This window comes from Clostridium neonatale (genome assembly GCF_900465025.1).
Classification (GTDB): Bacteria; Bacillota; Clostridia; order Clostridiales; family Clostridiaceae; genus Clostridium; species Clostridium neonatale.
In genome coordinates this window covers 2,099,840-2,123,622 of the sequence record NZ_UICR01000001.1, presented here as the reverse complement: position 1 = coordinate 2,123,622, position 23,783 = coordinate 2,099,840, and the positions used below count along the sequence as shown (strand labels likewise).

The following is a 23,783-nucleotide window of genomic DNA, read 5'->3' as shown; positions in this document are numbered from 1 at the left end:
ATCACTTCCCTATCTAGTATTTGTTAACTTATTTTCGGAATATTTTATTCTTTCTTTACTATAATATGAATATCTTCACCTAAATAAAGTTCTCAAATTGGGCTCGCTTGCTCAAAAAATGAAGCAAGAATTTTTTTAGAATGTAATAAACGTACATTGACATCTTAATTCTGTCAAAAACACATTTGTTTTTTGAGTCAAGCATAAATTATAACAAAAATAAATTATGTATCTATGGTTTTAGAGAAAACAAAGAAATTCAATATATGAATATGCGTAGTATTGTATTGGAAATTTCAGCTTTTAAATTCTTTGGCAGAGGCTGTTCCAAAATTGTTTGTCCAAAAACCTGCTTTTTGGAGCAAACATTTTTTGGCGCAGCCTCTGCCATTAGAATTTTTAGCTGAAATTTCCCTACAATCGAGCATATCATATATTGAATTTCGGTTATTTCCCACTAAACTCTGATTCTACACAATATATTTATCCTCTGTACAACACTCATTGCTTTTTAGAAGATGAGTTATTTTTTATTTTTAAAAGCATCAATACAATTATCAAACTTAAATTAATAATTGTAATTAAAATACCTGATAGCAATCCATATGTGCCAAAAGAAAAAAACTTATAATTTGAAACGCTTGAAGAAACACATACTGGATAGTTACTTGTAAGCTTTATGAGACCTGTCCCAAGTCCTAAAACAACAGTATAAGAAAAATCCATTATTATGACAGACCATAAACTTTTAAATATAGATAATATAAATGAAAAAATAATTCCTAATGTGAATATATTAAAAATAGTTAATATATCTAAACCATAATATTTTATATGTATAATCATATAGATAATGCCTGTTATCATTATTGCAGATAACTCGCTTTGTTCTTTTTCTATGATTCTATAAACATATCCTCGTACTAATAGATGTACCATTATGCAATGAATCAATAATGCTATTATCCACATTACTAATTCCAAATAAAAGCTAGCATTTTTTATATAAAATGATACACTTTTTATGCAATATAAAATAACAATTATTAATACACTATATCCAAGGCCTAATCCCATCCCTATCAACGTATCTATTCCAATTGCGTCAAATTTAAATATCTTTATCTTTCTTTTTCTATCAACTACAAATATTAAAATACACGTGGCTATTATAGTTGCTAATAAAGATATAATTTCATGATAAAGCTGCATTGTCCCATCTGATTTTCCAATAAAATCAACCAGAATATATAGCTTAAAAAATCTTTCTGTTATTACAACAAGTACAATCCATATTATAAAAAATAACAGACATTTTCCTAACGTTTTTAACTTATTCTTCATAAAATGTTTTAGTCCTTTCTCTATTAATTAAAATGATTTCTTCTCATATTATACCATTTTAATACATCTATATATATTATTTTATATAATATATCATTCTAATTATTTATTTTAAAGAATAATTAACAATCATAAATTATTAATTTTTTTATTTTATTATTGACAATATGAAACATTTTTGAATATAATTATTATAAACTTCATATTTTAAATGTAATGAAAAGGAAAAGTAGATATATATTTGATGCAAAGAGAAAGAATGGTTGGTGTGAATTCTTGTGATTAATATATTGAATGTAGCCTTGGAACTTTTAAAGGAAATCGTTTAGAGAGTAGAATTAAACGGATGCCTACCGTTAAAAAGGCAATAATATCGATAAATAGTTATCTGTATTATATTAAAGTGTGTATTTCTCAATACAAATTTAGGTGGTACCGCGGTGATTCGTTCTTCGTCCTATACTTTTAGGATGAGGATTTTTTATTATACAAATGTTTTATTTTTATAACTCCATTACAAAGTTTATAATAGCAAAGGAGTGATTTATTTGAAGTATAGTGGAGCTGAAATATTAATTAAATTATTAGAAAATCAAGGTGTTGAATATATTGCAGGTATTCCTGGTGGTTTTAATCTTCCAATTTATGATGCTTTATACGAAAGTAAAAAAATCAAACATATACTGGCACGTCATGAACAAGGTGCAGGATTTATTGCACAAGGTATATCTAGAACAACAAATAAACCTGGGGTATGCTTTGCAACTTCTGGACCTGGAACCACAAATTTGCTTACTGCTATTGCAGATGCTAAGCTCGATTCTATTCCTCTAATCGCAATAACTGGACAAGTTTCCTTAAGTGCAATAGGTACTGATGCATTTCAAGAGGTAGATGCTTATGGACTAACCATTCCAATTACAAAACATAATTTTCTAGTTAGAGATCCGTATGATTTATTAACTATTATTCCAGAAGCTTTTAAAATAGCTTCTGAAGGTAGGCCTGGTCCTGTTCTTATTGATATTCCAAAAAACATTCAAACATCAATAATTGAATGTGATGAATATTTTTTAAGTAATAGTTCAAAGCAAGAAAATATAATAGACTCTATTATATCTAATGATACTAAGAATACATCACATATAAAAGAAAAAATAAAAACTTCATTGAAAAAATCCACATTATTATGTATAGCTGAATTAATTAATGATTCTAGGAGACCTATAATATATGCAGGTGGTGGAATTATAAATGGCGACTCCAGCAAAGAACTATATGCTCTTGCTAAAAAAAATAATATTCCAGTATCATTAAGCTTAATGGCTTTAGGTGCTATTCCTCATGATGATACTTTAAATCTTGGAATGCTTGGCATGCATGGTGCACCTTATACAAATTATTTATTAAATGAAGCTGATTTAATTCTAGCATTAGGTACACGATTTGATGATAGAGCCACAGGCGATATTAATACATTCTGTCCAAATGCACAAATTATTCATATAGATATTGATCCATCTGAAATCAATAAAATAAAAAATAGCAACTTATCAATGGTTGCAAATGTTAAGGACTTTTTGATTGAAATTTTGCCTTATATAGATGAAAGAAAAAGAAAGTATTGGACTCAAAGAATTGCCTGCTTTAGAGAAAAATATCCCCTTCCATCTTATGGGCAACAATTGCATCCTGCAAATATAATACCATTTATAGGATCAAAGGTGGATTCATCTACAATAGTAACTACTGATGTTGGGGAACATCAAATGTGGGTTGCCCAAAGATACCCATTTAATACCCCAAAAACACTTCTTACTTCTGGCGGACTTGGAACTATGGGCTTTGGACTTCCTGTAGCAATTGGTGCTGCTTTAGCTAACAAAAATACTCCTGTAATCTGCTTTAGTGGTGATGGCTCAATACTTATGAATATTCAAGAGCTTGCAACTTTAGCCGATTTCAACCTTAATGTTAAAGTAATAATTCTTTCAAACCATCATTTAGGACTTGTACGTCAACAGCAAGAATTATTCTTTAGTGGTCACTACATCGCTTCAAAATTTATATCAAACCCAAACTTTAAGATTATTGCAGAAGGATTTGGAATTAGTTCAATTGATTTTTCTTTCGAAGAAAATCCTTTAGAAAAATTAGAAGAAGTTTTAAATATACCTGGTCCTTATTTAATAAATATACCTATTGGAGAGTGCGAGAAAATTCTTCCAATGGTCGCACCAGGCAAATCAAATATTGAAATGATAGGAGGTGAAGAGTTTAATGATTAATACAAAGTACTATTTATTAGAATTACTTGTAAGAAACCATCCAGGTGTGATGAGTCATATTACTGGATTATTTGCTAGACGAGCTTTTAACTTAGAAGGAATTTTGTGTGCTCAAGTTGGAGATGGTTCAACAAGCAAAATGTTCTTGCTTGTTAAAAACGATTCAGTTTTAGATCAGATCATTAAACAAGTTGAAAAATTATATGATGTACTAGAAGTTAATTTACATCAAGATTATGATCAAAATGTATTTGAAAATCTTGATAAAGTTCTTAAACTTGAAAAGTAACTAAAAATTAAATTTATAACACGTTAATCGACAATTAATGTGTTATAAATTATGAGCTTAGGTAAAATAAAGAATTTCGGTATATGAATATGTGTAGTATTGTATTTAAATTTTTAACTTAAATTTTTCTACTGTTGACATATCATATATTGAATTTCGGTTGTTATCCACTAAAACCTGATGTTAAGTTCATTATTTATTTTTTGTAAAATTTTTTACATATATCCTCTTGATTGTTTTCCAAAAAATCCTTATACTGTATAAGGACTTTATCTTTTGTTCTTTAATACAATAAAATATAAAGTCTACATAAATTCTATAGTTTTTCAAGGGGGAAAAACAAGTGGACAATTATAAAGGTATCTTATATGCTATTCTTTCATCATTAGCTTATGCTATAATGCCAATCTTCGCAAAAGTCGCCTATGATAGCGGCTCTAATTCTACATCTGCACTTATTTTTAGATTTTTGATTGCAGGCGTAGTTCTACTTATTTATCTTAAAATAAAAAAAATTAATCTCAAAATTAGTTTTAAACAATTTTTTATCTTATTTATCATGGGTGCTTTGGGATATACAATTACTACAGAGACATTATTTTTATCTTATAATTATTTAGATGTAGGACTTGCGACTACTCTTCACTATATCTATCCAGCAATAGTTTGTTTACTTAGCTTTGTGTTTTTTAAAGAAAAGGTTGGATATAAAAAGATTATTTCGTTGATACTTTCAATTTTAGGAGTTTACTGTCTTATTGCCTTTGAAGATAAATCATTAAATACAGTTGGAATTATTTTAGCCTTATTTTCTGGCTTATGTTATGGAATTAATGTTGTAACATTATCTTTAAAAGAGCTAAAGGACATAGATCATACTGTTTTAACTATGTATGTTTGTTTTGGTGCAACACTCGGGTTAATTATATATGGTGCCTCTACAAATTCAATAATCTTAAAATTTAATTTTGAAATCATATATTCATATTTAGGACTATCTATAATTTCAACTATATTTTCAATGATTCTTTTACTTAAAGCAATTGAACTTATTGGCTCAACTTCTGCTTCAATTCTTGGAACCTTTGAAGCTATTATGAGCATATTTTTAGGAGTTATTTTCTTGGATGAAAAATTGAGCTTTGCTTTAATTTTAGGAAGTACACTAATCGTTATTTCAACTATTATTTTAGCTAAAGATAAAAATAATACTAAGCATAATTCTACTATTATCAATAAATTTAATATTACAGGTAAAAAAAATTCTTCAACTTTACCTATATAATAAAAATATAATAATTACTTAAAATTTCATTTTTTCAGAAATTTTGTAATTATTATATTTTTATTGTTTTTTCTAATTTATCAGATTAATTTTATTTTATTTTCTAATCATTATTCTTACTTTAAATAAATCTCCATCTATTATAACTTCAAATTTTCCTCCTTGGAGCTCAATTAAACTTTTTGCAATTGCAAGGCCAAGTCCCGAACCTTCTGTTGTTCTTGAAGAATCTCCTCTTTTAAATCTTTCTAAAATTTCTTCTTCATTCATATTTAATCGATATTTTGATATATTTCTAAAAACTATACATACAAATTCTTCTTCTTCACTTACATTAATATAAACTCTTGAATGATCCATAGAATACTTAAGTATATTTGAAATAATATTTTGAAAAACCCTAAATGTCTTTTTGCCATCAGCATAAATAATCACTTTATCATTTGGAATTTCTTTTATAAATGACAATGTTGATTTCTCTATTTTTTCTTCAAACTCACCTAAAGTTTGTCTAATTAGAGCTATTAAATCTATATTCTCCATATTTAATTCCATATTTCCTGATGAAGCTTTTGACACTTCAAATAAATCTTCAATAAGCACCTTAAGCCTATTGCTTCTTTCCTTTAAAATACTTATATATTTCTTTTTCTCTTCCTCTGATATATCTTCCTTATCTAAAAAGTCTATATAATTTATTATTGAAGTTAATGGAGTTTTTAGATCATGTGAAACATTTGTAATAAGTTCACCTTTCATTCTTTCGCTTTTTACAGCTTCTTCTATGACTTTGTTTAAACCATTTTCAATATTTTTTATATCATAAGCAATTTGTTTAAAAATTTTAACTTTACTAAGGCTTGCTTCATTATTATATTTTCCACTTAAAATGCTACCTACTGCTGTTTGAACATAATTGATATCACATTCAAATGTAAATACATAAACTAGTAATACTGCTGTTAACAGAAAACTTATGAAGATTAAAAATATCTCTTCAATATTCATACTAAATATATCATACCATCTTATATAATGATATCCTATATGATGTGCTGTTATTAATAAAACTAAAACATATAAAAATATATATACTATTTTTAATAACAACCTATTTTTTGTTGATTTAATTATTAAATTACCATTAAACTCATTACATATTTTACTATAGCCACTTCTAGTTTTGTTATGTATAAAATAAATCAATGATTTGTCTTTTATATATTTGTCTAACTCTTCTTTCTTATTAATTAACCCCATTTTATATGCATCGCATATTGCAACATATATTAACAATAAACAAATAAAAAATCCAGAAATATAATCATAAGAAAAAAAGTCCCTATAATTTGATATTTCATGCAAATACGCTATAAGGTTCATTGCAATAAATATAAATAAAATTCGTATTTCAATAAATAGTTTACTATAAAACAAATCAACTATATTATTTCTATATTCCAATTTGTATTTTTTATTAATTATAAAAATTCCCACTAATAAAGATAAAATTATTGATATCCCTATCATATATCCAGTAGCTATTACACTCTTACTATAATAATAACGTGTTATTCCTAAAAATCCTGTTATTATTAATATATTAATAGATATAACTAGAACTAGAAGATTAAAGCTAATACTTTTATTTTTCAATTTTGTATCCAATTCCCCACACCACCTTTAAATATCTTGGTTCTTTAGAATTTATTTCTATCTTTTCTCTTATGCGCCTTATATGAACTGTAACTGTATCAACACTTCCAACCACCTGTTCATTCCATACCCTTTCATAGATTTCTTCAATTGAAAATACTCTATTAGGATTTTCCATAAGAAGTGTAACTATCTTTAGCTCAAGTGGAGTAAGTTTAACTACTTCCCCTTCTGCAGTAACTACTTTACTTTCTTTATCCAGTGTTAATCCACCTATAACTATTAAGTTTTCATCTTCTTTTAATGAAGAAAACCTTGTATATCTTCTTATTTGAGAATTTACTCTTGCAATAAGTTCAAGTGGATTAAATGGCTTTGTTATATAATCATCTGCTCCTAAATTGAGTCCTAATATTTTATCAGTATCTTCTGACTTTGCTGAAAGCATAATTATTGGAATTTGTTTTTCTTCTCTTATTTTAACAGTAGTTCTTGTCCCATCCATATTGGGCATCATAATATCCATAATTATTAAATGAATTATCTCATCTTCTAAAATTTTAAGTGCTTCTATTCCATCATATGCTTTAAACACATTATACCCTTCATTTTTAAGATATATTTCAATGGCTTCTGTTATCATCTCATCATCATCAACCACTAAAATATTATAGTCTTTCATTCACTATCGCCCCCATATTTAGCTAAATATTACACATCACTTTTAAATTATATCATTAATAGAAATAAATCCCTTATGTATTTATATTAATATATTAAAATTACATAATTATCATTAAAATTCTTAAGATTTTCGAAAGAATAGTATTTTATTTAAAATTTAAATATTTTGAGAAAAGTTATTTTTTAACAAAAAATAAAAAAACTATAGTAAAATTAATATACAAGAAAAACTTGCATAAAGTCATTTTACTATAGCTTTTAACCCTACGTAATATATTATATATGGAATTTTAAAAATTGCAATTTAAAATTTATTTTGTAAAATTCTATTTACAAAAATTAACGCTTATTGTATGGAATTTCTCTTCCTTTTTCAATTGTATTATCACTTAAATCTGCATTTTCTGAATATGATTTAACTTTGGATTGAGACATAGATCCGCCTTTTTGAATTAACTTATCTTTCGAATTTTTTGACAAATGTAATCAACTCCTTTCAAAGTTATTATTACACAATAAATTTAATATTATTATTTAATTTTCATATTTCCTTCAAGATAATTTACAAACTGCTTTGCTGTTCTTGGTGAACGACCATTATAAAATCTTACCCATTTTAACGCTTCAGCTCTTAAATATTCTGGATCTACTTCTATATTTCTTTCTTTAACTAAGCTTTCAACTATAGCTAAGTATTCCTTTTGATCTGGTGAATAGAATGATACAGTAATTCCAAATCTATCTGATAAAGATAATTTCTCTTCAACAGTATCAGAGGCATGAATATCATTATTTCTTTCCTCAAATGTTTCCTTAACTAAATGCTTTCTATTAGTTGTTGCATAAATAATTATGTTATTTGTATTGCTTTCTATTCCACCTTCTAAAATTGTTTTAAGTGCTGAATAACTTGCTTCTCCATCTTGAAATACCAAATCATCCACAAATATTATAAATTTCAAATTTTTATCCTTTAACACTTCTATTATCTTTGTAAAATCAGTCAATCTGTCCTTATCTACCTCTATCAGTCTAAGGCCTTTATCATAATATTCATTTATTATTGCTTTTACAGTTGAAGATTTTCCTGTACCTCTTGAACCATATAGAAGTAAATTGTTTGCTGGATGTCCATTTAAAAATTGTAATGTGTTATTTATTATAATCTTCTTTTGGTCTTCATACCCAACTAGCTGTGATAGTTTTACTGGATCTGGATGCTTTACACCTCTAAGGTAAGCTTTGCCTCCATCTCTCTCCCAAACAAAAGCTCTATATTCACCAAACTCACCAGTTCCAAACTTCTTATAAAATTCAATAATATCTTCTAAACATTCTGACCATTTATTAGAATCAATAATCTTTTTCTTTAGCTTATCAATAGATTTTTCTGAATCATCTATGCCTTTCTTTGAATCCCATTCAATTAAATTTTTAATTATGCCTTCTTCAAAATCTATTCCTTTTGTCTTATATAAGATTAAATCTTTAATAGTTTTACATTCAATGCTACATATATATTGTAAAGCTTCAAGTTCAAATGAAACTTGATTTACTATATTTTTTTGACTTAAATCATTACAGTCTATCATTTTAGTAAACGCATTATTATCTAAAAATATTTTATCAATTATGTACTTTTTAAAATTAGTCTCATTAGATTCTTCTAAAAGCTCATATACAAATTCATTATAAAATGTTATGCCTTCTGAAACACTTATATCATCATATCTTAAATATTTTAATAATGCTTTATATTTTATTAATACATTATCATCTTTTAACTTTTTAAATATGCATAAAGAATCTATCATTATATGTGCCCTTTTTATTTGTTCAAAATATGTGTCCATTTTCCTTCCCCCTAAATATTATGCTTATGCTTTTTCTTATAAATTATGAATAATTATATATTTATTCATAATTATATCATTTCAAGTTACATATTCCAAATATAGCTTTATAATAACCAAAATCACTTAAATGAACATATTATAAATGAAATTATATTGTCTAAAACAAATTTAGATGCTATAATAAAAATTACGTTTGTACGTGGGTGGGCGAGGGAATTTTGAAAGTTAGGTCGAAAGGATGGAAAAATTTTTTAAATTAAAAGAACACAATGTTAGCTTTAAAAGTGAAACTTTAGCTGCTTTAACATCATACTTTGCTTCTGTGTACATACTTATAGTCAATGCAAGTATATTAAGTGATTCAAATGTTGAAGTTCAGCCACTTATTATAGCTACAGTCTTATCTTCTGCTTTAGGCACAATATTGGTTGCATTTTTTAGTAACGCACCACTTATAATCATGCCAGCAATGGGACTTAATGCTTTATTTACTTATACAATGGTAAATAATTTAGGACTAACGTTTTATGAGGCTTTAGGTTCAGTTTTCATTTCAGGTATACTGTTTTTAATTATAGCAGTTACTCCTATTTCAAAATTATTAATGGAAGGAATACCAGACAGCATAAAAGAAAGTATAACAATTGGTATAGGACTTTTTATAACTTTTCTTGGTCTTCAAAAATCAGGAATCGTTGTTGCAGATAGTTCTACATTAATTTCTCTTGGTAATTTAAAATCACCAAATGTTATTTTATTTATAATTGTTATGCTTCTAACGATTATTTTATTTATTAGAAATGTTCGTGGAAGTTTTTTAATTTCAATAATAGTCGGAACAATAATAGCGTCTTTTATGGGGATCATAGATTTAAAGAGTCTTACATATACTATGCCAGATTTTAAAGAATATAAAAATATATTCTTCAGCATGGACTTCTCAGCCATTAATAATCTAAATTTTTGGATTTCAACTTTTTCATTAACATTAGTATTAGTTTTTGAAAATTTAGGTATTCTTCATGCACAAGTAAATGTTATGCTTGATAAACCTGAGAAAACTTCTAAAGCTTTAAAAGCTGTTTCTATATCAACTATAGGTTGTGCACTATTAGGTTCAAGTCCACCAGTTTCAGTTGCAGAAGGAACTGCTGGTATAGCTGATGGTGGAAGAACTGGATTTACAGCTATAATATGCAGCTTATTGTTCTTAATATCATTATTTTTTATTCCTTTTATAAGCATAATTCCAGATGAAGTTTTAGCTCCTATACTAATAATTCTTGGATGCCTTATGAGCCAAAGCTTAAGAAATATAAATTTCCATGATTTGAGCGAATTTTTACCAAGTTTTCTTATTATAGTTCTAACTCCGCTAACATATAGCATTGTTGATGGTATTGGTTTTGGATTTATTGCTTATCCAATTTGTAAAATATGCATTAAAAAAGGAAATGAAGTTTCTCTTCCTATGTATATAGCCTCAGTTGCCTTTTTTATATATTTTATTATATCAGCATATATTAATTAAAATTAATGCATACTTTTTTGAAATAATTTTATATAAAAATAGCTGCTTAAAAACAGCTATTTTTATATAATTTATATTTATTTTATTATTTCTATCTAAAACTATGATTTTTTAATAAACTTTGCTTTAAATCATATAATTTTTGAGAAAGATCAACATAATATTCCTGTGGGTTTACAAATCTCTTTACTTCATCCCAAAGACTTTCTACTTCACTTTCACAATATTCTCGTATTTCCTGAATTGATGGACTTTCATATACACATTCTCCTTTTATAAATATAGGGATCTGCATTTTTCTTACTTCAAAATTCTTTAAGATTTTTCTTTTCCATGTGTGTATAGGATCAAATATTTCATATTCATCTTTATTTATTATTTCATCATGTAACGCTATTACATCTCCAATAGCTTTTTTGCTATCTTTGTCATAAAATCTATATAATGTTTTATATCCCGGATTAGTTACTTTTTCTACATTTTCAGAAATCTTAATTCTTGGAACAAGTTCTCCATTTTCTTCTACTGCACATAATTTATATACTCCCCCAAAAACAGGTTGTGATTTTGAAGTAATAAGTCTTTCTCCAACACCAAATATATCTATTGGTGCCTTCTGATTTAAAAGTTCACTTATGATTTTTTCATCAAGACTATTAGATGCTACTATTTTGCAATCTTCAAGTCCAGCTTCATCTAACATCTTTCTTGATTTATTTGAAAGGTATGTTAAATCTCCACTGTCTAATCTTACACCTTTAAGTCTCTTTCCCATTGGTTCCAAAAATTCTTTGGTAACTCTAATGGCATTTGGTATACCACTTTCAAGTACATTATAAGTATCAACTAATAATGTTGTATTATCTGGATTGTGCTTTGCATATGCAGAAAATGCTTCGTATTCATCATTATATAATTGAATAAAAGAGTGAGCCATTGTTCCTGATGCTGGTACATTAAACTCTATATCACTAAGTGCTGTTGCGCTGCCATGAACTCCACCAATATATGCGGCTCTTGCACCTAAAATTGCTGCATCATAGCCTTGTGCTCTTCTTGCACCAAACTCTAAAACAGTTCTATCCTTAGCAGCTCTTACTATTCTATTAGCTTTTGTAGCTATAAGGCTCTGATGATTTATTGTTAAAAGCAGCATTGTTTCAATAAGTTGTGCTTCTATTACTGATGCTTTTACAGTTACTATAGGTTCATTAGGAAAAACTACACTTCCTTCTTTTACTGCATAAATATCCCCAGTGAACTTAAACTTCTTTAAATATTCTAAGAACCCTTCATTGAATAAATTTTTCTTTCTTAAATAATCAATATCTTCACTTGTAAATCTCATATTATTCACATATTCAATAAATTGCTCTAATCCAGCTGCTATTGAAAATTGTGCATCATCAGGACTTTTTCTAAAAAACATATCAAAACATACTATTTTGTCTTTTTGGTTATCTACAAAAAAAGTGTTACTCATTGTAAATTCATAAAAGTCTACCAACATTGATAAATTTCTTTCATTTTCTAAATTAATATTCATAGTTTACACATCCTTCATTTTTATATAATTTATTTTTATTTTGAAAATTCTCAATTTCAAAAATCATGTCCAAAGCTATATCTCTATATTCTCTATGTGGATATTCTGTACAATTTTCATTGTAGCCTTTTTTAATTTCTAATACATTTTTATTAGAACACATACACATTTCAAAACGTATAGTTTCATCAAACCACTTACCTGTATCTACCAAGAAAATAAGTTCAGCTATATTTTTTTCATACACATTTGAATTCTTATAAATTGCTTTAGAATGTTCTTTATATTCAAAATGTGATACATTCAGATATTTATATTTTTCATTATTTAAAATCTGCTTTATTATTATTGTTAAAATATTTTTCATAAATATACCTTCTTTCTTATTTTCATTTTGAATTTAAGTAGCTTTAAAAAAATAGCTGTTACTTCATTCTTTGTTAAATTCATTTCGATATTAAGTAACTTCAAAAAAAATTCATATACTCTTAATTATAATATTTGCACTTTATACTTACTTATCAGCTTCTTAATTTCATTTTGATGTTAACTCTATATACTTATATTATTCCTAAAAAATGTATATGTCAATATAAATTTTAAAAAAGATAAAAAGTATAAAAAATTAATTTTTTATACTTTCTTTAATTTCAGTTATTTATCTTAAAATTAAGAATTCTGTGATTTTAAAATCTTTTAATAATTTATAGCTGAATACACTATGCTTCTTAATTTTCTTGTGAAAACACTTGTCCCAGTATCACATCTTTGGATAAAATACATAAATATCATATTATCCTTTGGTGAAATTGTTATATAATTTCCTGTCCAACCATCCCATCCAAACTCACCTAAAGATCCATTTGTCTGACCTTCTGCTTGATTTATTAGAATCCTCATTAGATTTCCATATCCGTATCCTCTAAGTGATTCCCAGTTCATTGATTGCATTTGTTTTTCATTAAGTTGATTTTGTGTCATAAACTCAACAGTTTTACTGCCTAAAATTCTAGTGTCTTCATATTTTCCTTTATTTAAAAGCATAAGTGCAAATTTTTTATAATCATTTATTGTAGAAACAAGTCCTGCTCCACCGCTTTCAAAAGCTGTTGAAACTTTATATCCATCCAACCCCAAAGCATCTTCTAAATATGGATATAATCTTTTTTCTTCTTCATTATATTTGTAAATTTGTGCGAATCTTGGGCGCTTTTCTTCTGGAACATAAAAAGCTGTGTCTTTCATATGAAGTGGCTTAAAAATCTCTTCACTTAAAAATTCACTAAACTTCTTCTTGCTTACAACCTCAACTATTGCTCCCAAAATATCTGCTGATGTTCCATATAGCCATTGATCTCCGGGTTGAAATGCAAGCGGAACTTTACCTATTGCATTGCAGAAATCCAAAGTATTTATAGTGCTTCCTTCTTCAAGCTTTCTTTTAACATCATCAAAAAGTTGACTCATACACTTTCCGCATTCTGTAGAATCATCAGCATAACTTAATCCTGATGTCATATTAAGTAAATCTTTAATAGTCATTTCTCTGTTAACATCTGAAAGCTTACCATCTTTTATTACCTTTTGATTTTTAAAGCCTTCAAGATACATAGAAACCGGATCATATAAATCTATTTTCCCTCTTTCAAATAATATCATAATTGCAGTGGCTGTAATGGGCTTTGTCATAGAAAACATACGAAAAATAGTATCGTCTGCCATCTTTATATTATTTTCTTTATCTGCAAATCCAAAATTATCTTTATATATTTCTTTTCCATCTTTAATAATGCATACACTTGCACCGCTTATATTACAATTCTGTATTTCTTTTTCTATTTCTTCCTTAATATATTTAAAATTATTATTCATAAAATCTTCTCCTTTTTTTATTATCATGAATAATTAAATTCGTTTATATCTATTTTTAACTTAAAGTTTTTAATATTTATAAATCATGATTTTTTTGATTTTTTACTTTTTTCATAAGTTCTTAAAATAATTAAAATTTACTTTTTCTAATTTATTAATATAATTTTATATTTTTCATTAATTTTAAGGATTAATAATTATATCTGTAAATTTTTAATAGCATCTACTAAATCTTTAGCTGCAGCTTTATGATTCAAAACTCCTGGATGACTTCTCGCCCCAATGGTTTCATCTGTTGTGTTTGTAAGCTGAGTTATATAAACCTTAGTATCTCTTGATTCTTTTTTATATGTATCTACTGCATGATAAATATATGGCATCATTGGAATTCCAAGCATTCCATAAGCCCATAAAATTTTCGAATTTTTATTATATTTTCTAAGTTTATACAAAAATCTGACTACTGCATCTTCAAACCTTTTAATATCCTCTTCACTATAACTTCCATCTTCATTAAGATGCTGCTTGAAAATTTCTCCAGTTTTTTCATCCTTAAATTCTGGTGAATTAAATGCACCGCCATCATTTGTTCCCAAATTTACAACTATAAAATCAGGCTGCCAAGACTCAAAATCATTTTCTTCATATGCGCCAAGTTCTTTATTTCTTTCTCCGTTTACTACACTACAAACTTTATCATAATATTTAGGAATTGCACATTTAGGATCGTTATCCCAGCTTGAAAGTACGCCCCATCCACTTTGAGATATAATTCTAAAATCTGCATCAAGATTTTTGGCTGTCATAACCGCATAATTATTAAGTGATGTAAACCACATAGAAATCCAATCTTCTTCTATTCTAGCACCTATTGTTCCTTCTCCTGAAGTTATGCTATCACCAATGAATTCAATTTTCATACTCTTATCTTCAACTTTTTCAAACTCTCCATCAGTTCTAAGTGAATGAATTAAAAATATACAATCATTATCTTTTGGCATAGCTTGAACATCTTTATATACACGAACATTTTTAACTAATTCATTATTCATTCCTCTAAAAAGACATATAAAATATCTTCCTTTAGTTAACATTTGACGACTTACAAATACTCCATTGATTTCTACACTTATCCATTGTTCATATTCATTATAATCTATCTCTACTTCCATCCATAATTCCTGTGCTCTTACATTTACTTCAAATCCACTTCCTGTCCAAAACAAAGGTAATGGTGATATTTTTTTAGTTGTTCTTCCATTTATTTTTATGTTCTTAACTTCATCAATTTTTAAAGTCTTTAAATCTATATCCATTTCTCTCCTCCATAATCAAGTAGTATTTATCAAAAAAAGTATACATGAAAATGTAAAATACTTTTTTCATTATCTATAGTATAAGCATTTAAATAATCATTATCAATTAATTAAAAATTCATCATGATTATTTGTATATAAAACTTATTAATTATTTATTTTTTACTATTTATAATCATATATATCATAAACATATTTATCTATATAATTACAACTTTGTTAATATATGTTAAACTATATTATATACTTATAGTTTATATTACACATGTAAGGGGAATGGTTATATGCAAAATATAAAACATGAAGCAAAAATTTTATTATCAAATCATCTTGAAATTATCATAGGATATGTCTTATTTTTCGGTTCTCTTTTGGCTATTATACTTCCTGAAATGCTTATAAAATTTGCAATAAATATTACAGCTGATTTATTTTACTGATTATAATTTCTATAGCAGTTCTTATACTATATAATAGTTTAAGTATACTTCTCCTTATTTTTAAATTGGGATATGGTTATTTTTATTTGTTAACAGATATAAAGATGTCCGGAATTTTATCGTGTATACTAGCTCTTTTATTAATAAGCTCTCTTATATTTTTTAATTTTCTATACTTAAGACACTTTGGATGTTTAATTTATTTTTACTTTATGGACATGAATCAATCTTTAACTGAAGTTTTTAAAACAAACTCTAAATTTTTTAGGCAAAATTAAAAAGATTTAACTAATTTATATTTTTCATTTTTACCAAACTTTTTCCTATGCTTTTTCATAATACCAATATTTTATTTTGTTCCTTAAATAGCTATGATCATGTCCTGTGACAGCTATATTAAAGATCAAAATAAGACTTCAAATTACTAGATCTTTATACTTAATCATGGAAATTAAATTCTTTGTATAATTTCCATGTATTATCCTTCCACACATATATACTTACATTATCAAATAAGCATTCAAATCTGAAAGGATAATTGTTAACATAAGACCAAATGTCGTTATATATAAGTGTTAATTTTTTTGAGACTAAAGTCACATGAAATATTTTATTTTTCCCTTCATTTTCTTTAAATCTAATATATGAAAACTTATTTAAAACATCTATAAGTTCATCATGAACTTTTTTACCTTCATAGCTTATTTGGACCTCCATATATATTACTCTTTTATCAAAATGATTATATTTGTCCATTATATATTTTATCTTTTTATTTCTCATACAAAAGCTTTCTATTGCATTTTCAAGATCATCTATATCTTTATCATATTCAAATGGTGCTTTTATTGTAAAATGTGCTGGCAGTTTTGAAGATTTTGCTTTGAAATTTTCATAAAGCTCCTTTCTCATATTATTATTAAATTCTCCAGCTCCGCCTTTTACAATGCTTACTATTACATATCTCATACAATCAGTCCCTTTATATCATTTATAATAATTTCATTATTTTTTAATATAGTATATAGCTTTTTCAATATTTAATGAATTATTACATTATCGTTTCTATTATAAATTTATTTTATGTAAATACTTATGACCCATAACATAGTATCACCACTTCCTTAAGTATAATTTATAATTAAGATTTCCTTCAATATTTTTATGTTCACTTATATATGTTTGTTTACATATATTGGATTGTATAATTGCTAATTATATATCACAAAGGAGGAGTCTTATGTTTACTTTTAAACAAATAACAGAAACTAATGGTATTGACATAAATAATTTAAAAAATTCCAGGCAAAATAGCTATGCATGGTCCATGGCTGAGCTTGGAAATTATATATATGTAGGCACTTCAAGAAATATGATTTCATCACTTACCACTGCCTTTACAGAAAGTCCAAACCTTGCTCCATCACTTGTAACAGGTTCAGATAACAATGCAGAAATCTGGAGATATAAAAAGGATGGATCATGTCCATGGGAAAAAGTATTTAAAGCCAGTTCGAAAGATAAAATTTATGGATTTAGAGCAATGATAACTCATAAATCAAACAACTCATGTGCCATTTATGCTGCTTCTATGGGCGAAAAAGTTTATGTGTTCAAAAGCACTGATGGTGTTCATTGGAAAAAAATAAATACTTCTAATGTTTCAGGAACAAGCTCAAGAGCATTTGCATCTTTTAATGGAAAATTATATATGGCAACTCTTGAAGAAGGAATTGGAGGAAATGTCCCTTATTTATATTCAAGTAAAGATCCTGAATTTGAACTTTTTAAGCTAGTTATAAACCCAAAGTCCAAGGGATTTATTCCCAATAATAATCCAATTGGTGGAATTGATGATCTTAGTGTTTTTAATAATAGGCTTTATTTAAGTATTGGAAATTCAGATGGTGCAGAAGTTTGGAGATCAAATAACTGCAATCCTAAAAACAATGACTGGACTTTAGTTGCTTATAAAGGTTTTGGTGATGCATTAAATACAAATATAATGTCTACTGGAGTATTTAAAGATCATTTATATGTTGCTGTTACAAAAAGATTTCCTTTATCCTTATTCGTCCCACTAAGCTTTGACTTAATTAGAATTGATAAAAATGACTGCTGGGAAATAGTCGTTGGAGGCAAACCTATTATACCTTCGTGTCCATCTACTGGCGTAAGAAATAAAAGTCTTTCTGGATTTAATTCAGGTTTTAATAATTTCTTTAATGTTTATGGATGGCAGATTAAAGAATTTAAAGGTAATTTAGTTATAACAACTTATGACAGTTCAACTAATATAAGAACTTTTATAACAGGCTTTGAATATAACAAAGAAGATTATATAAAGAATTTTGGATATGAGAACTATAATAGACTTTTAAATTCCTATAAGAAAATTTATAAACTTCTTTGTAAATATAATTATCCAAAAGGATTTGACATTTACACTTCAAAAGATGGATTAAATTTCAGTCCAGTAATCCTAGATGGATTAAATGATCCTAATAATTATGGCGGAAGAACTCTTCTTGTGAGCAGTGAAAATAAATTATATGTTGGAACTGCAAATCCATTTTTAGGCCTTGAAGTATGGGAAGCAGATTATAATAATAGTAATAAATACTGTTCAAATAATGAAATTCACGAATATTTTAGTAACCTTAAGAAGCTAAATAAAGAGTTATTAGCACTTTATCCTGAACTTATGGATGTACTTCAAAGAACTTTTCCAGCTTTTCAGTAGATAATATACTTTTTAATTCTCTAACTTTAATAATAAAAAAATAAGGGACTGTCTCACTTACAAATTTTAATTAGACATCCCTTATTTTAATAATACTATTTATACTTCCCTTTTTTCAGGATTTATTACTTTTTCAAAATCCACCTGTTTTTACTGCATTTTAATTATTATTGCAATATTAATAATATAACTTTAAAAGAATATTACAAGCTTATGAAAGCCTTCATTCATATCAAATACATAATCATCTAAGACTTTTCCTTTAAAGATTTGTTTCAATCCATTTTATAATATTGGGTATAATATGCTCATTATTATTTACAGTTATATGATTAGCATATTTCTTTACTTCGTTTGATGCATTTTCAGGACAAAATGATATTCCCGCTTCCATTAGAAGCTCCAAATCATTCATATTATCTCCAGCACATATAACTTTTTTCTTATCCAAGTTATAAGTTTTAATTATTTCATTTAATGCATCTCCCTTTGATGCATTATCTGGTACTATTTCTACAAAACATTCTCCACTTCTTATAGCTTTTGTTTTATATTTATTATAAAATTCACTTTCAACTTCATCCATCAATCCAATCTTACCTACAGTAGTAATCTTATTCCAACTTAGATTAAAAATGTTCTCTGGAACATCATATTTTAAATTCAATAATCTTGTTGCCTGTCTGTCAGACATACCATTATCTTTAAGTACATATACGTCTTTACCAACATATATTTCTACCCCTATATTTTCATAATCATCAGCTATTTTACAAGCTAATGCCTTTTTATCTTTATCTAAAACTTTTTCACTTATAATTTTCTTTTTATTATAATCATAAATAGTACCCCCATTATAAGTAATTATAGGTAAGTCCGTTTTTACACCTTCAATATACTTACTAACAGAATCAATTGCCCTTCCTGTCGCAATTGAAAATTTTCCGCCATTTTCTATAAAATATTCTATCGCTTTTTTATTTTCTTTTGATACTTCTTTATTATCATTTAATAATGTTCCATCTAAATCACTAAAAATAACATATCCATCAAATTTATTTTTCATATGCGTCCTCTTTCTCTTTACTTGTTTAATATTTTAAAATCTGCTTTTCTATCTCTAATTTATATAATATTGCTTATTAATTTATTGCTTTATTATATATTATATTCTATATATTTCTCAACATCATAAAAAACTAAAAATAACATAAATAAAAGAAGCTATTATCATCATGTATTCTTCTTTTAAGCTCATATTGATACAGCTTCTTAATTATTATATAAATTTATATTTTTCTTTTATTAATATTTCTCATTATCTTTTTTTTTCTCATTAACATTTTTTTACGTTTAATCCTTTTTAATATAATTTTTCTTCTAATTCTAAGTGCTATAAAAACCATTATCCCTAATATACCTATTTTAGCAAAATTACTTTTATCATTTTTTTCTTCTTTATTTTCATTAACTTCTTCTTTATGAGTAGTTTTTGTTATATCACTAGAACTTTCTGAACTTATTCTAAGATCTCTTGATTCACCTGCATATAAATCAACATCTATGTATTCTTGATTATTTACATAAATAGTTCCATCTAATATTTTTTCACCTTTTTTAAATGATTTATTACTTAAATCATCATCCTTTATCTTTAAATTGTAATTTAAATTGTCTTCATTACCTTTTTCAGTAACATACTTTATTGTTTCATTCACAAATAGAGGTATTCTTTCGTTGTTGGTTATGTAATATGTAGCTACCTTTTCATTAGTATTATAAAGATCAATAAAAGAATAGTTATTAAATCCATAATTAAAAATAGATTTCATGTCTTTATAATTTTGTTCTTTATCACTTGCTTTTAAAAATGATCCAATTAAAGTATTCCCATCCTTTTTTGCTGCCGCAAGGAAAGTATGATTTGCTCTCATTGTATACCCACTTTTTCCACAAAGAGCATATTCATAATAAAATTCTGAATTCTTATTAATTAAATAATTTTTATTGTTTACAGTTAATGTTCTTTCTGAATTATTAATCATTGATATTGTCTTATTCTCAGTGGCTGCAATATTTATAAAATCAGGATTCTTTATAGCTTCTCTCAAAAATAATGCTAAATCTCTAGGCGTTGTATAATGCTCTTCATCTGGAAGTCCACTTGGATTCTTAAAGTTTGTATCTATTGCACCGAGTTCTCTTGCTTTTTCATTCATAAGCTCTGCGAATTCTTCAATACTCCCCGAAACATGATAAGCTAGTGCATTGGCACAATCATTCCCTGATTCCAACATTAAGCCTAAAAGAAGATCATACACAGTAACTACATCTCCTTTTAATAATCCTATAGCACTACCATCTATATCAGTAAAATTTTCTCTTATAGTAACCTCTTCATATAAATCACTTTTCTCAAGTACTATTAATGCTGTTATTACTTTTGTTGTTGATGCTGGCTCAAATTTAGTATCAATATCTTTTCCAAAAAGAACTTGGCCACTCTCGGCATCAATTACAGCATAACCTTGTGCATTTATTTCTGGAATAATGGTTTCACCATATACAGGTCTGCAAAATAAAAATAATAGTATAACTAAATATTTTATCTTTTTTATCATAAGTATCTCCGTATCAAATTATCTTTTTGTAAAATAAATTATCCTTATTAAAGTTATCATAAATATTTTTTATATTCTACAATTATTTTAAAATTTTTATAAAGATATATTCTATAATTAAATTTTTAATTAAATTGCTAATATTCAGTGCTTAAAATTTAACAGTATTTATTCCTTATAAAATCTAAGTAGTATAGTAATATAATAAAAAAGTCCTAGAAATAATCTAAGACTTTTTTATTATATATATGTTGCAATATGATTTATTCAATACTTGAGTATACGTACTGTACATTTAATGTAGATTTCGATTTTCAACATATATATTAATTATTTATTAAATTATAAAAATCACCTTTTTTAGTTATTAGTTCTTCATAACTTCCCTCTTCTGCAATAGTTCCATTATTAATCACAATGATTCTATCTGCATCTTTAATTGTAGAAAGCCTGTGTGCAACTATAAATGTCGTTCTTCCATTTGTTAAATTTTTAAGCGCTTTTTGAACATGAACTTCACTTTGAATATCTAATGCTGAAGTTGCTTCATCAAGTATTATGATTTTTGGATCACGAATAAGTGCTCTTGCTATAGCTATACGCTGCTTCTGTCCACCAGATAACATTCCTCCATGTTCTCCTACATTTGTATTAAGTCCATCTGGAAGTTTACATATAACATCGCTTAAACATGACGCTTCTAAAATTTCATTTAATTTTTCTTCACTTACCTTTACACCATAAGTTATATTTTCTTTTACGCTTCCAGAAAATAATATTGTATTTTGAGGTACTACTGCAATATGTTTTCGATAATCTCTTAAATTAATTAACTGCATATCCTGTCCATCTAGTAAAACAGTACCTTTTATAGGCTTTATAAAGCCTATAATTAGATCTAGCAAAGTGGTTTTTCCTCCACCTGATTCTCCAACAAATGCTATGCATTCACCCTTTTTTATTTCAAGATTAAAATCATTTAATACTAAATTCTCACCATCATCATATTTAAAGTACACATGATTAAATTTATAATTTCCATTGATATTTTTAACTTTAGTTTTTCCCTTATTTTTTTCTATATCATCTGCTAATAATATTTCTGAAACGGAATTAATAGAATCAAATCCCTTAGCCAAATCAGGATAAACATTAATAAGTGCATTTACTTCTCCTAAAAGTGAAGTAAAATAACTTTGATAAAGAACAATATCTCCTACTTGTATCTTATTATTTAATGCAAGATAAGATGTAAACATCAAGCATCCAAGCTGCATTATCTGAAAAGAAGCCCATCCACATGAGCCAAAAAATTCATTCAATATATCTACGTTGTATCCAATCTTTTTAACCTTATTTATTTTATTGTCAACTCTTGTTATCTCTAATTTTTCCAATGCATGCGCTCTTGTTATCGGTATCATTTCAACCATTTGAGATACTGCTGAAGACATATCTTCCATATTTATTCTTAACTGCATGTTCTTATTTATTATTTTCTTTCCAAATATGCTTATTATAAAAAATGCTACTGGTATTGCCCCTAAAAAAAATAAGGCAACATATTTATTCTTAAAAATAGTTATAGAAAAAGTCACAGAAATGCTAATTATTATAGGTAGTACTGTAATCCCTAGCTGCTTAGATAAATTAGTAATTGCTTCTACATCTCTTAATATTTTTGATTGAAGTTTTCCTACTTGCAGATGCTTATGATAAGGAATTGATAAAATTTGCAATTTACTAACCAAATCACATCTTATATTAGACTCAACATCTCTTATAGCTAAGCTTCTATAATGAGCACATATTAAATTAGTGGGGATATTTGTAATAATTAAAATTACCATAATACCAATGTTTAATATTAATTTATTTGTATTATTTCCTGAAGAATTACTAATTAAATTTATTATATTAGATAAAACAATTGGCATTATCCATACAGGAGAACTTTTTATAATAAAAAATATTAGTGCTATTAATAATTTAATATAATTTCCTTTATACAAATTTATTAAAGTTTTCGATGGTTTGTCCTTAATAAAAACATCATTCACATAAATTCCTCCTATTAAAATTAAAATACTTCACCAATAATTATATTTTAAAAAATATATGATGCATGTTTTTATATTTTATTCTTAATAAATGCATATAAATCTTAACATTAGTAGATATAGTATTGTTATAATTTATAAAAATTAACAACTTAATGAACCATCCTTACTTCTATTATAATTGTTTCAAAAAATCAATTTTTTACTGTAAATAATAATATAATATCTTTTAAGAAACTATTTTAGGCAGAA

General features: G+C 26.3%; 19 protein-coding genes and 1 other annotated feature. Of the genes, 6 read left to right on the top strand and 13 right to left on the bottom strand.

Going from position 1 to position 23,783, the window contains the following annotated elements:
• Positions 1–501: 501 nt before the first annotated feature.
• Positions 502–1,344: a CPBP family intramembrane glutamic endopeptidase gene (locus tag CNEONATNEC86_RS09850; RefSeq protein WP_159135908.1), complete on the bottom strand. Its 843-nt coding sequence runs from the start codon at positions 1,342–1,344 to the stop codon at positions 502–504.
• Between the two features lie 207 nt (positions 1,345–1,551).
• Positions 1,552–1,807, top strand: a binding site (T-box leader).
• A gap of 85 nt (positions 1,808–1,892) precedes the next feature.
• Here CNEONATNEC86_RS09850 and ilvB point away from each other — a divergent pair.
• The 3 genes from ilvB (at position 1,893) to CNEONATNEC86_RS09835 (ending at position 5,206) form a co-directional block, all read left to right on the top strand.
• A complete protein-coding gene (ilvB, locus tag CNEONATNEC86_RS09845; protein ID WP_159135907.1) occupies positions 1,893–3,632 on the top strand; it encodes a biosynthetic-type acetolactate synthase large subunit in 1,740 nt (579 codons plus the stop codon).
• Complete coding sequence (gene ilvN / locus CNEONATNEC86_RS09840; protein ID WP_058295057.1) at positions 3,625–3,921, top strand: acetolactate synthase small subunit; 297 nt, start codon at positions 3,625–3,627, stop codon at positions 3,919–3,921. The genes ilvB and ilvN overlap by 8 nt, the downstream gene beginning before the upstream one ends.
• A gap of 343 nt (positions 3,922–4,264) precedes the next feature.
• Entirely contained in the window at positions 4,265–5,206 is a 942-nt protein-coding gene (locus tag CNEONATNEC86_RS09835) for a DMT family transporter (RefSeq protein WP_125149001.1), read from the top strand.
• A gap of 96 nt (positions 5,207–5,302) precedes the next feature.
• On the opposite strand, the gene CNEONATNEC86_RS09830 is transcribed toward CNEONATNEC86_RS09835, so the two are convergent.
• From CNEONATNEC86_RS09830 to CNEONATNEC86_RS09820, 4 genes are all read right to left on the bottom strand, one after another.
• Complete coding sequence (locus CNEONATNEC86_RS09830) at positions 5,303–6,874, bottom strand: sensor histidine kinase (protein ID WP_159135906.1); 1,572 nt, start codon at positions 6,872–6,874, stop codon at positions 5,303–5,305.
• Positions 6,852–7,544: a response regulator transcription factor gene (locus tag CNEONATNEC86_RS09825; protein ID WP_159116168.1), complete on the bottom strand. Its 693-nt coding sequence runs from the start codon at positions 7,542–7,544 to the stop codon at positions 6,852–6,854. Before CNEONATNEC86_RS09825 ends, CNEONATNEC86_RS09830 begins: the two co-directional genes overlap by 23 nt.
• 341 nt (positions 7,545–7,885) lie before the next feature.
• Positions 7,886–8,026, bottom strand: a complete 141-nt coding sequence (locus CNEONATNEC86_RS21255) for a hypothetical protein (RefSeq protein WP_185738735.1) — start codon at positions 8,024–8,026, stop codon at positions 7,886–7,888.
• Between the two features lie 50 nt (positions 8,027–8,076).
• Positions 8,077–9,399, bottom strand: coding sequence for an ATP-binding protein (locus CNEONATNEC86_RS09820; RefSeq protein ID WP_058295054.1), 1,323 nt, complete (start codon positions 9,397–9,399; stop codon positions 8,077–8,079).
• A 241-nt stretch (positions 9,400–9,640) separates the two neighbouring features.
• Between CNEONATNEC86_RS09820 and CNEONATNEC86_RS09815 the strand changes: the two genes are divergently transcribed.
• The gene (locus CNEONATNEC86_RS09815; protein WP_159116167.1) at positions 9,641–10,933 is read left to right on the top strand and encodes an NCS2 family permease; all 1,293 of its coding nucleotides are present in this window, start codon (positions 9,641–9,643) and stop codon (positions 10,931–10,933) included.
• Between the two features lie 91 nt (positions 10,934–11,024).
• Here CNEONATNEC86_RS09815 and CNEONATNEC86_RS09810 read toward each other — a convergent pair whose 3' ends face one another.
• The 4 genes from CNEONATNEC86_RS09810 to CNEONATNEC86_RS09795 all read right to left on the bottom strand — a co-directional run bounded on the left by CNEONATNEC86_RS09810 (position 11,025) and on the right by CNEONATNEC86_RS09795 (position 15,667).
• On the bottom strand, positions 11,025–12,479 hold the full coding sequence (locus CNEONATNEC86_RS09810; RefSeq protein WP_159135905.1) for a nicotinate phosphoribosyltransferase: 1,455 nt from the start codon (positions 12,477–12,479) through the stop codon (positions 11,025–11,027).
• Positions 12,469–12,846, bottom strand: a complete 378-nt coding sequence (locus CNEONATNEC86_RS09805; RefSeq protein ID WP_159135904.1) for a hypothetical protein — start codon at positions 12,844–12,846, stop codon at positions 12,469–12,471. The genes CNEONATNEC86_RS09810 and CNEONATNEC86_RS09805 overlap by 11 nt, the downstream gene beginning before the upstream one ends.
• 329 nt (positions 12,847–13,175) lie before the next feature.
• On the bottom strand, positions 13,176–14,351 hold the full coding sequence (locus CNEONATNEC86_RS09800; protein WP_159135903.1) for a serine hydrolase domain-containing protein: 1,176 nt from the start codon (positions 14,349–14,351) through the stop codon (positions 13,176–13,178).
• 197 nt (positions 14,352–14,548) lie between these two features.
• A complete protein-coding gene (locus tag CNEONATNEC86_RS09795) occupies positions 14,549–15,667 on the bottom strand; it encodes an SGNH/GDSL hydrolase family protein (protein ID WP_058295049.1) in 1,119 nt (372 codons plus the stop codon).
• Positions 15,668–15,951: 284 nt separating this feature from the next.
• Between CNEONATNEC86_RS09795 and CNEONATNEC86_RS09790 the strand changes: the two genes are divergently transcribed.
• Entirely contained in the window at positions 15,952–16,107 is a 156-nt protein-coding gene (locus CNEONATNEC86_RS09790) for a hypothetical protein (RefSeq protein ID WP_159135902.1), read from the top strand.
• Between the two features lie 438 nt (positions 16,108–16,545).
• Here CNEONATNEC86_RS09790 and CNEONATNEC86_RS09785 read toward each other — a convergent pair whose 3' ends face one another.
• Positions 16,546–17,076, bottom strand: coding sequence for a 2'-5' RNA ligase family protein (locus CNEONATNEC86_RS09785; RefSeq protein ID WP_159135901.1), 531 nt, complete (start codon positions 17,074–17,076; stop codon positions 16,546–16,548).
• A gap of 271 nt (positions 17,077–17,347) precedes the next feature.
• On the opposite strand from CNEONATNEC86_RS09785, the gene CNEONATNEC86_RS09780 reads away from it, so the two are divergent.
• Positions 17,348–18,850 (top strand): hypothetical protein, encoded by a 1,503-nt coding sequence (locus CNEONATNEC86_RS09780; RefSeq protein ID WP_125150301.1) that lies wholly within the window; start codon positions 17,348–17,350, stop codon positions 18,848–18,850.
• A 262-nt stretch (positions 18,851–19,112) separates the two neighbouring features.
• On the opposite strand, the gene CNEONATNEC86_RS09775 is transcribed toward CNEONATNEC86_RS09780, so the two are convergent.
• The 3 genes from CNEONATNEC86_RS09775 to CNEONATNEC86_RS09765 all read right to left on the bottom strand — a co-directional run bounded on the left by CNEONATNEC86_RS09775 (position 19,113) and on the right by CNEONATNEC86_RS09765 (position 23,531).
• Positions 19,113–19,916, bottom strand: a complete 804-nt coding sequence (locus CNEONATNEC86_RS09775) for a Cof-type HAD-IIB family hydrolase (protein WP_159135900.1) — start codon at positions 19,914–19,916, stop codon at positions 19,113–19,115.
• 223 nt (positions 19,917–20,139) lie between these two features.
• Positions 20,140–21,471: a D-alanyl-D-alanine carboxypeptidase family protein gene (locus CNEONATNEC86_RS09770; RefSeq protein WP_125150299.1), complete on the bottom strand. Its 1,332-nt coding sequence runs from the start codon at positions 21,469–21,471 to the stop codon at positions 20,140–20,142.
• Between the two features lie 326 nt (positions 21,472–21,797).
• Positions 21,798–23,531: an ABC transporter ATP-binding protein gene (locus tag CNEONATNEC86_RS09765; RefSeq protein WP_159135899.1), complete on the bottom strand. Its 1,734-nt coding sequence runs from the start codon at positions 23,529–23,531 to the stop codon at positions 21,798–21,800.
• Positions 23,532–23,783: the final 252 nt, after the last annotated feature.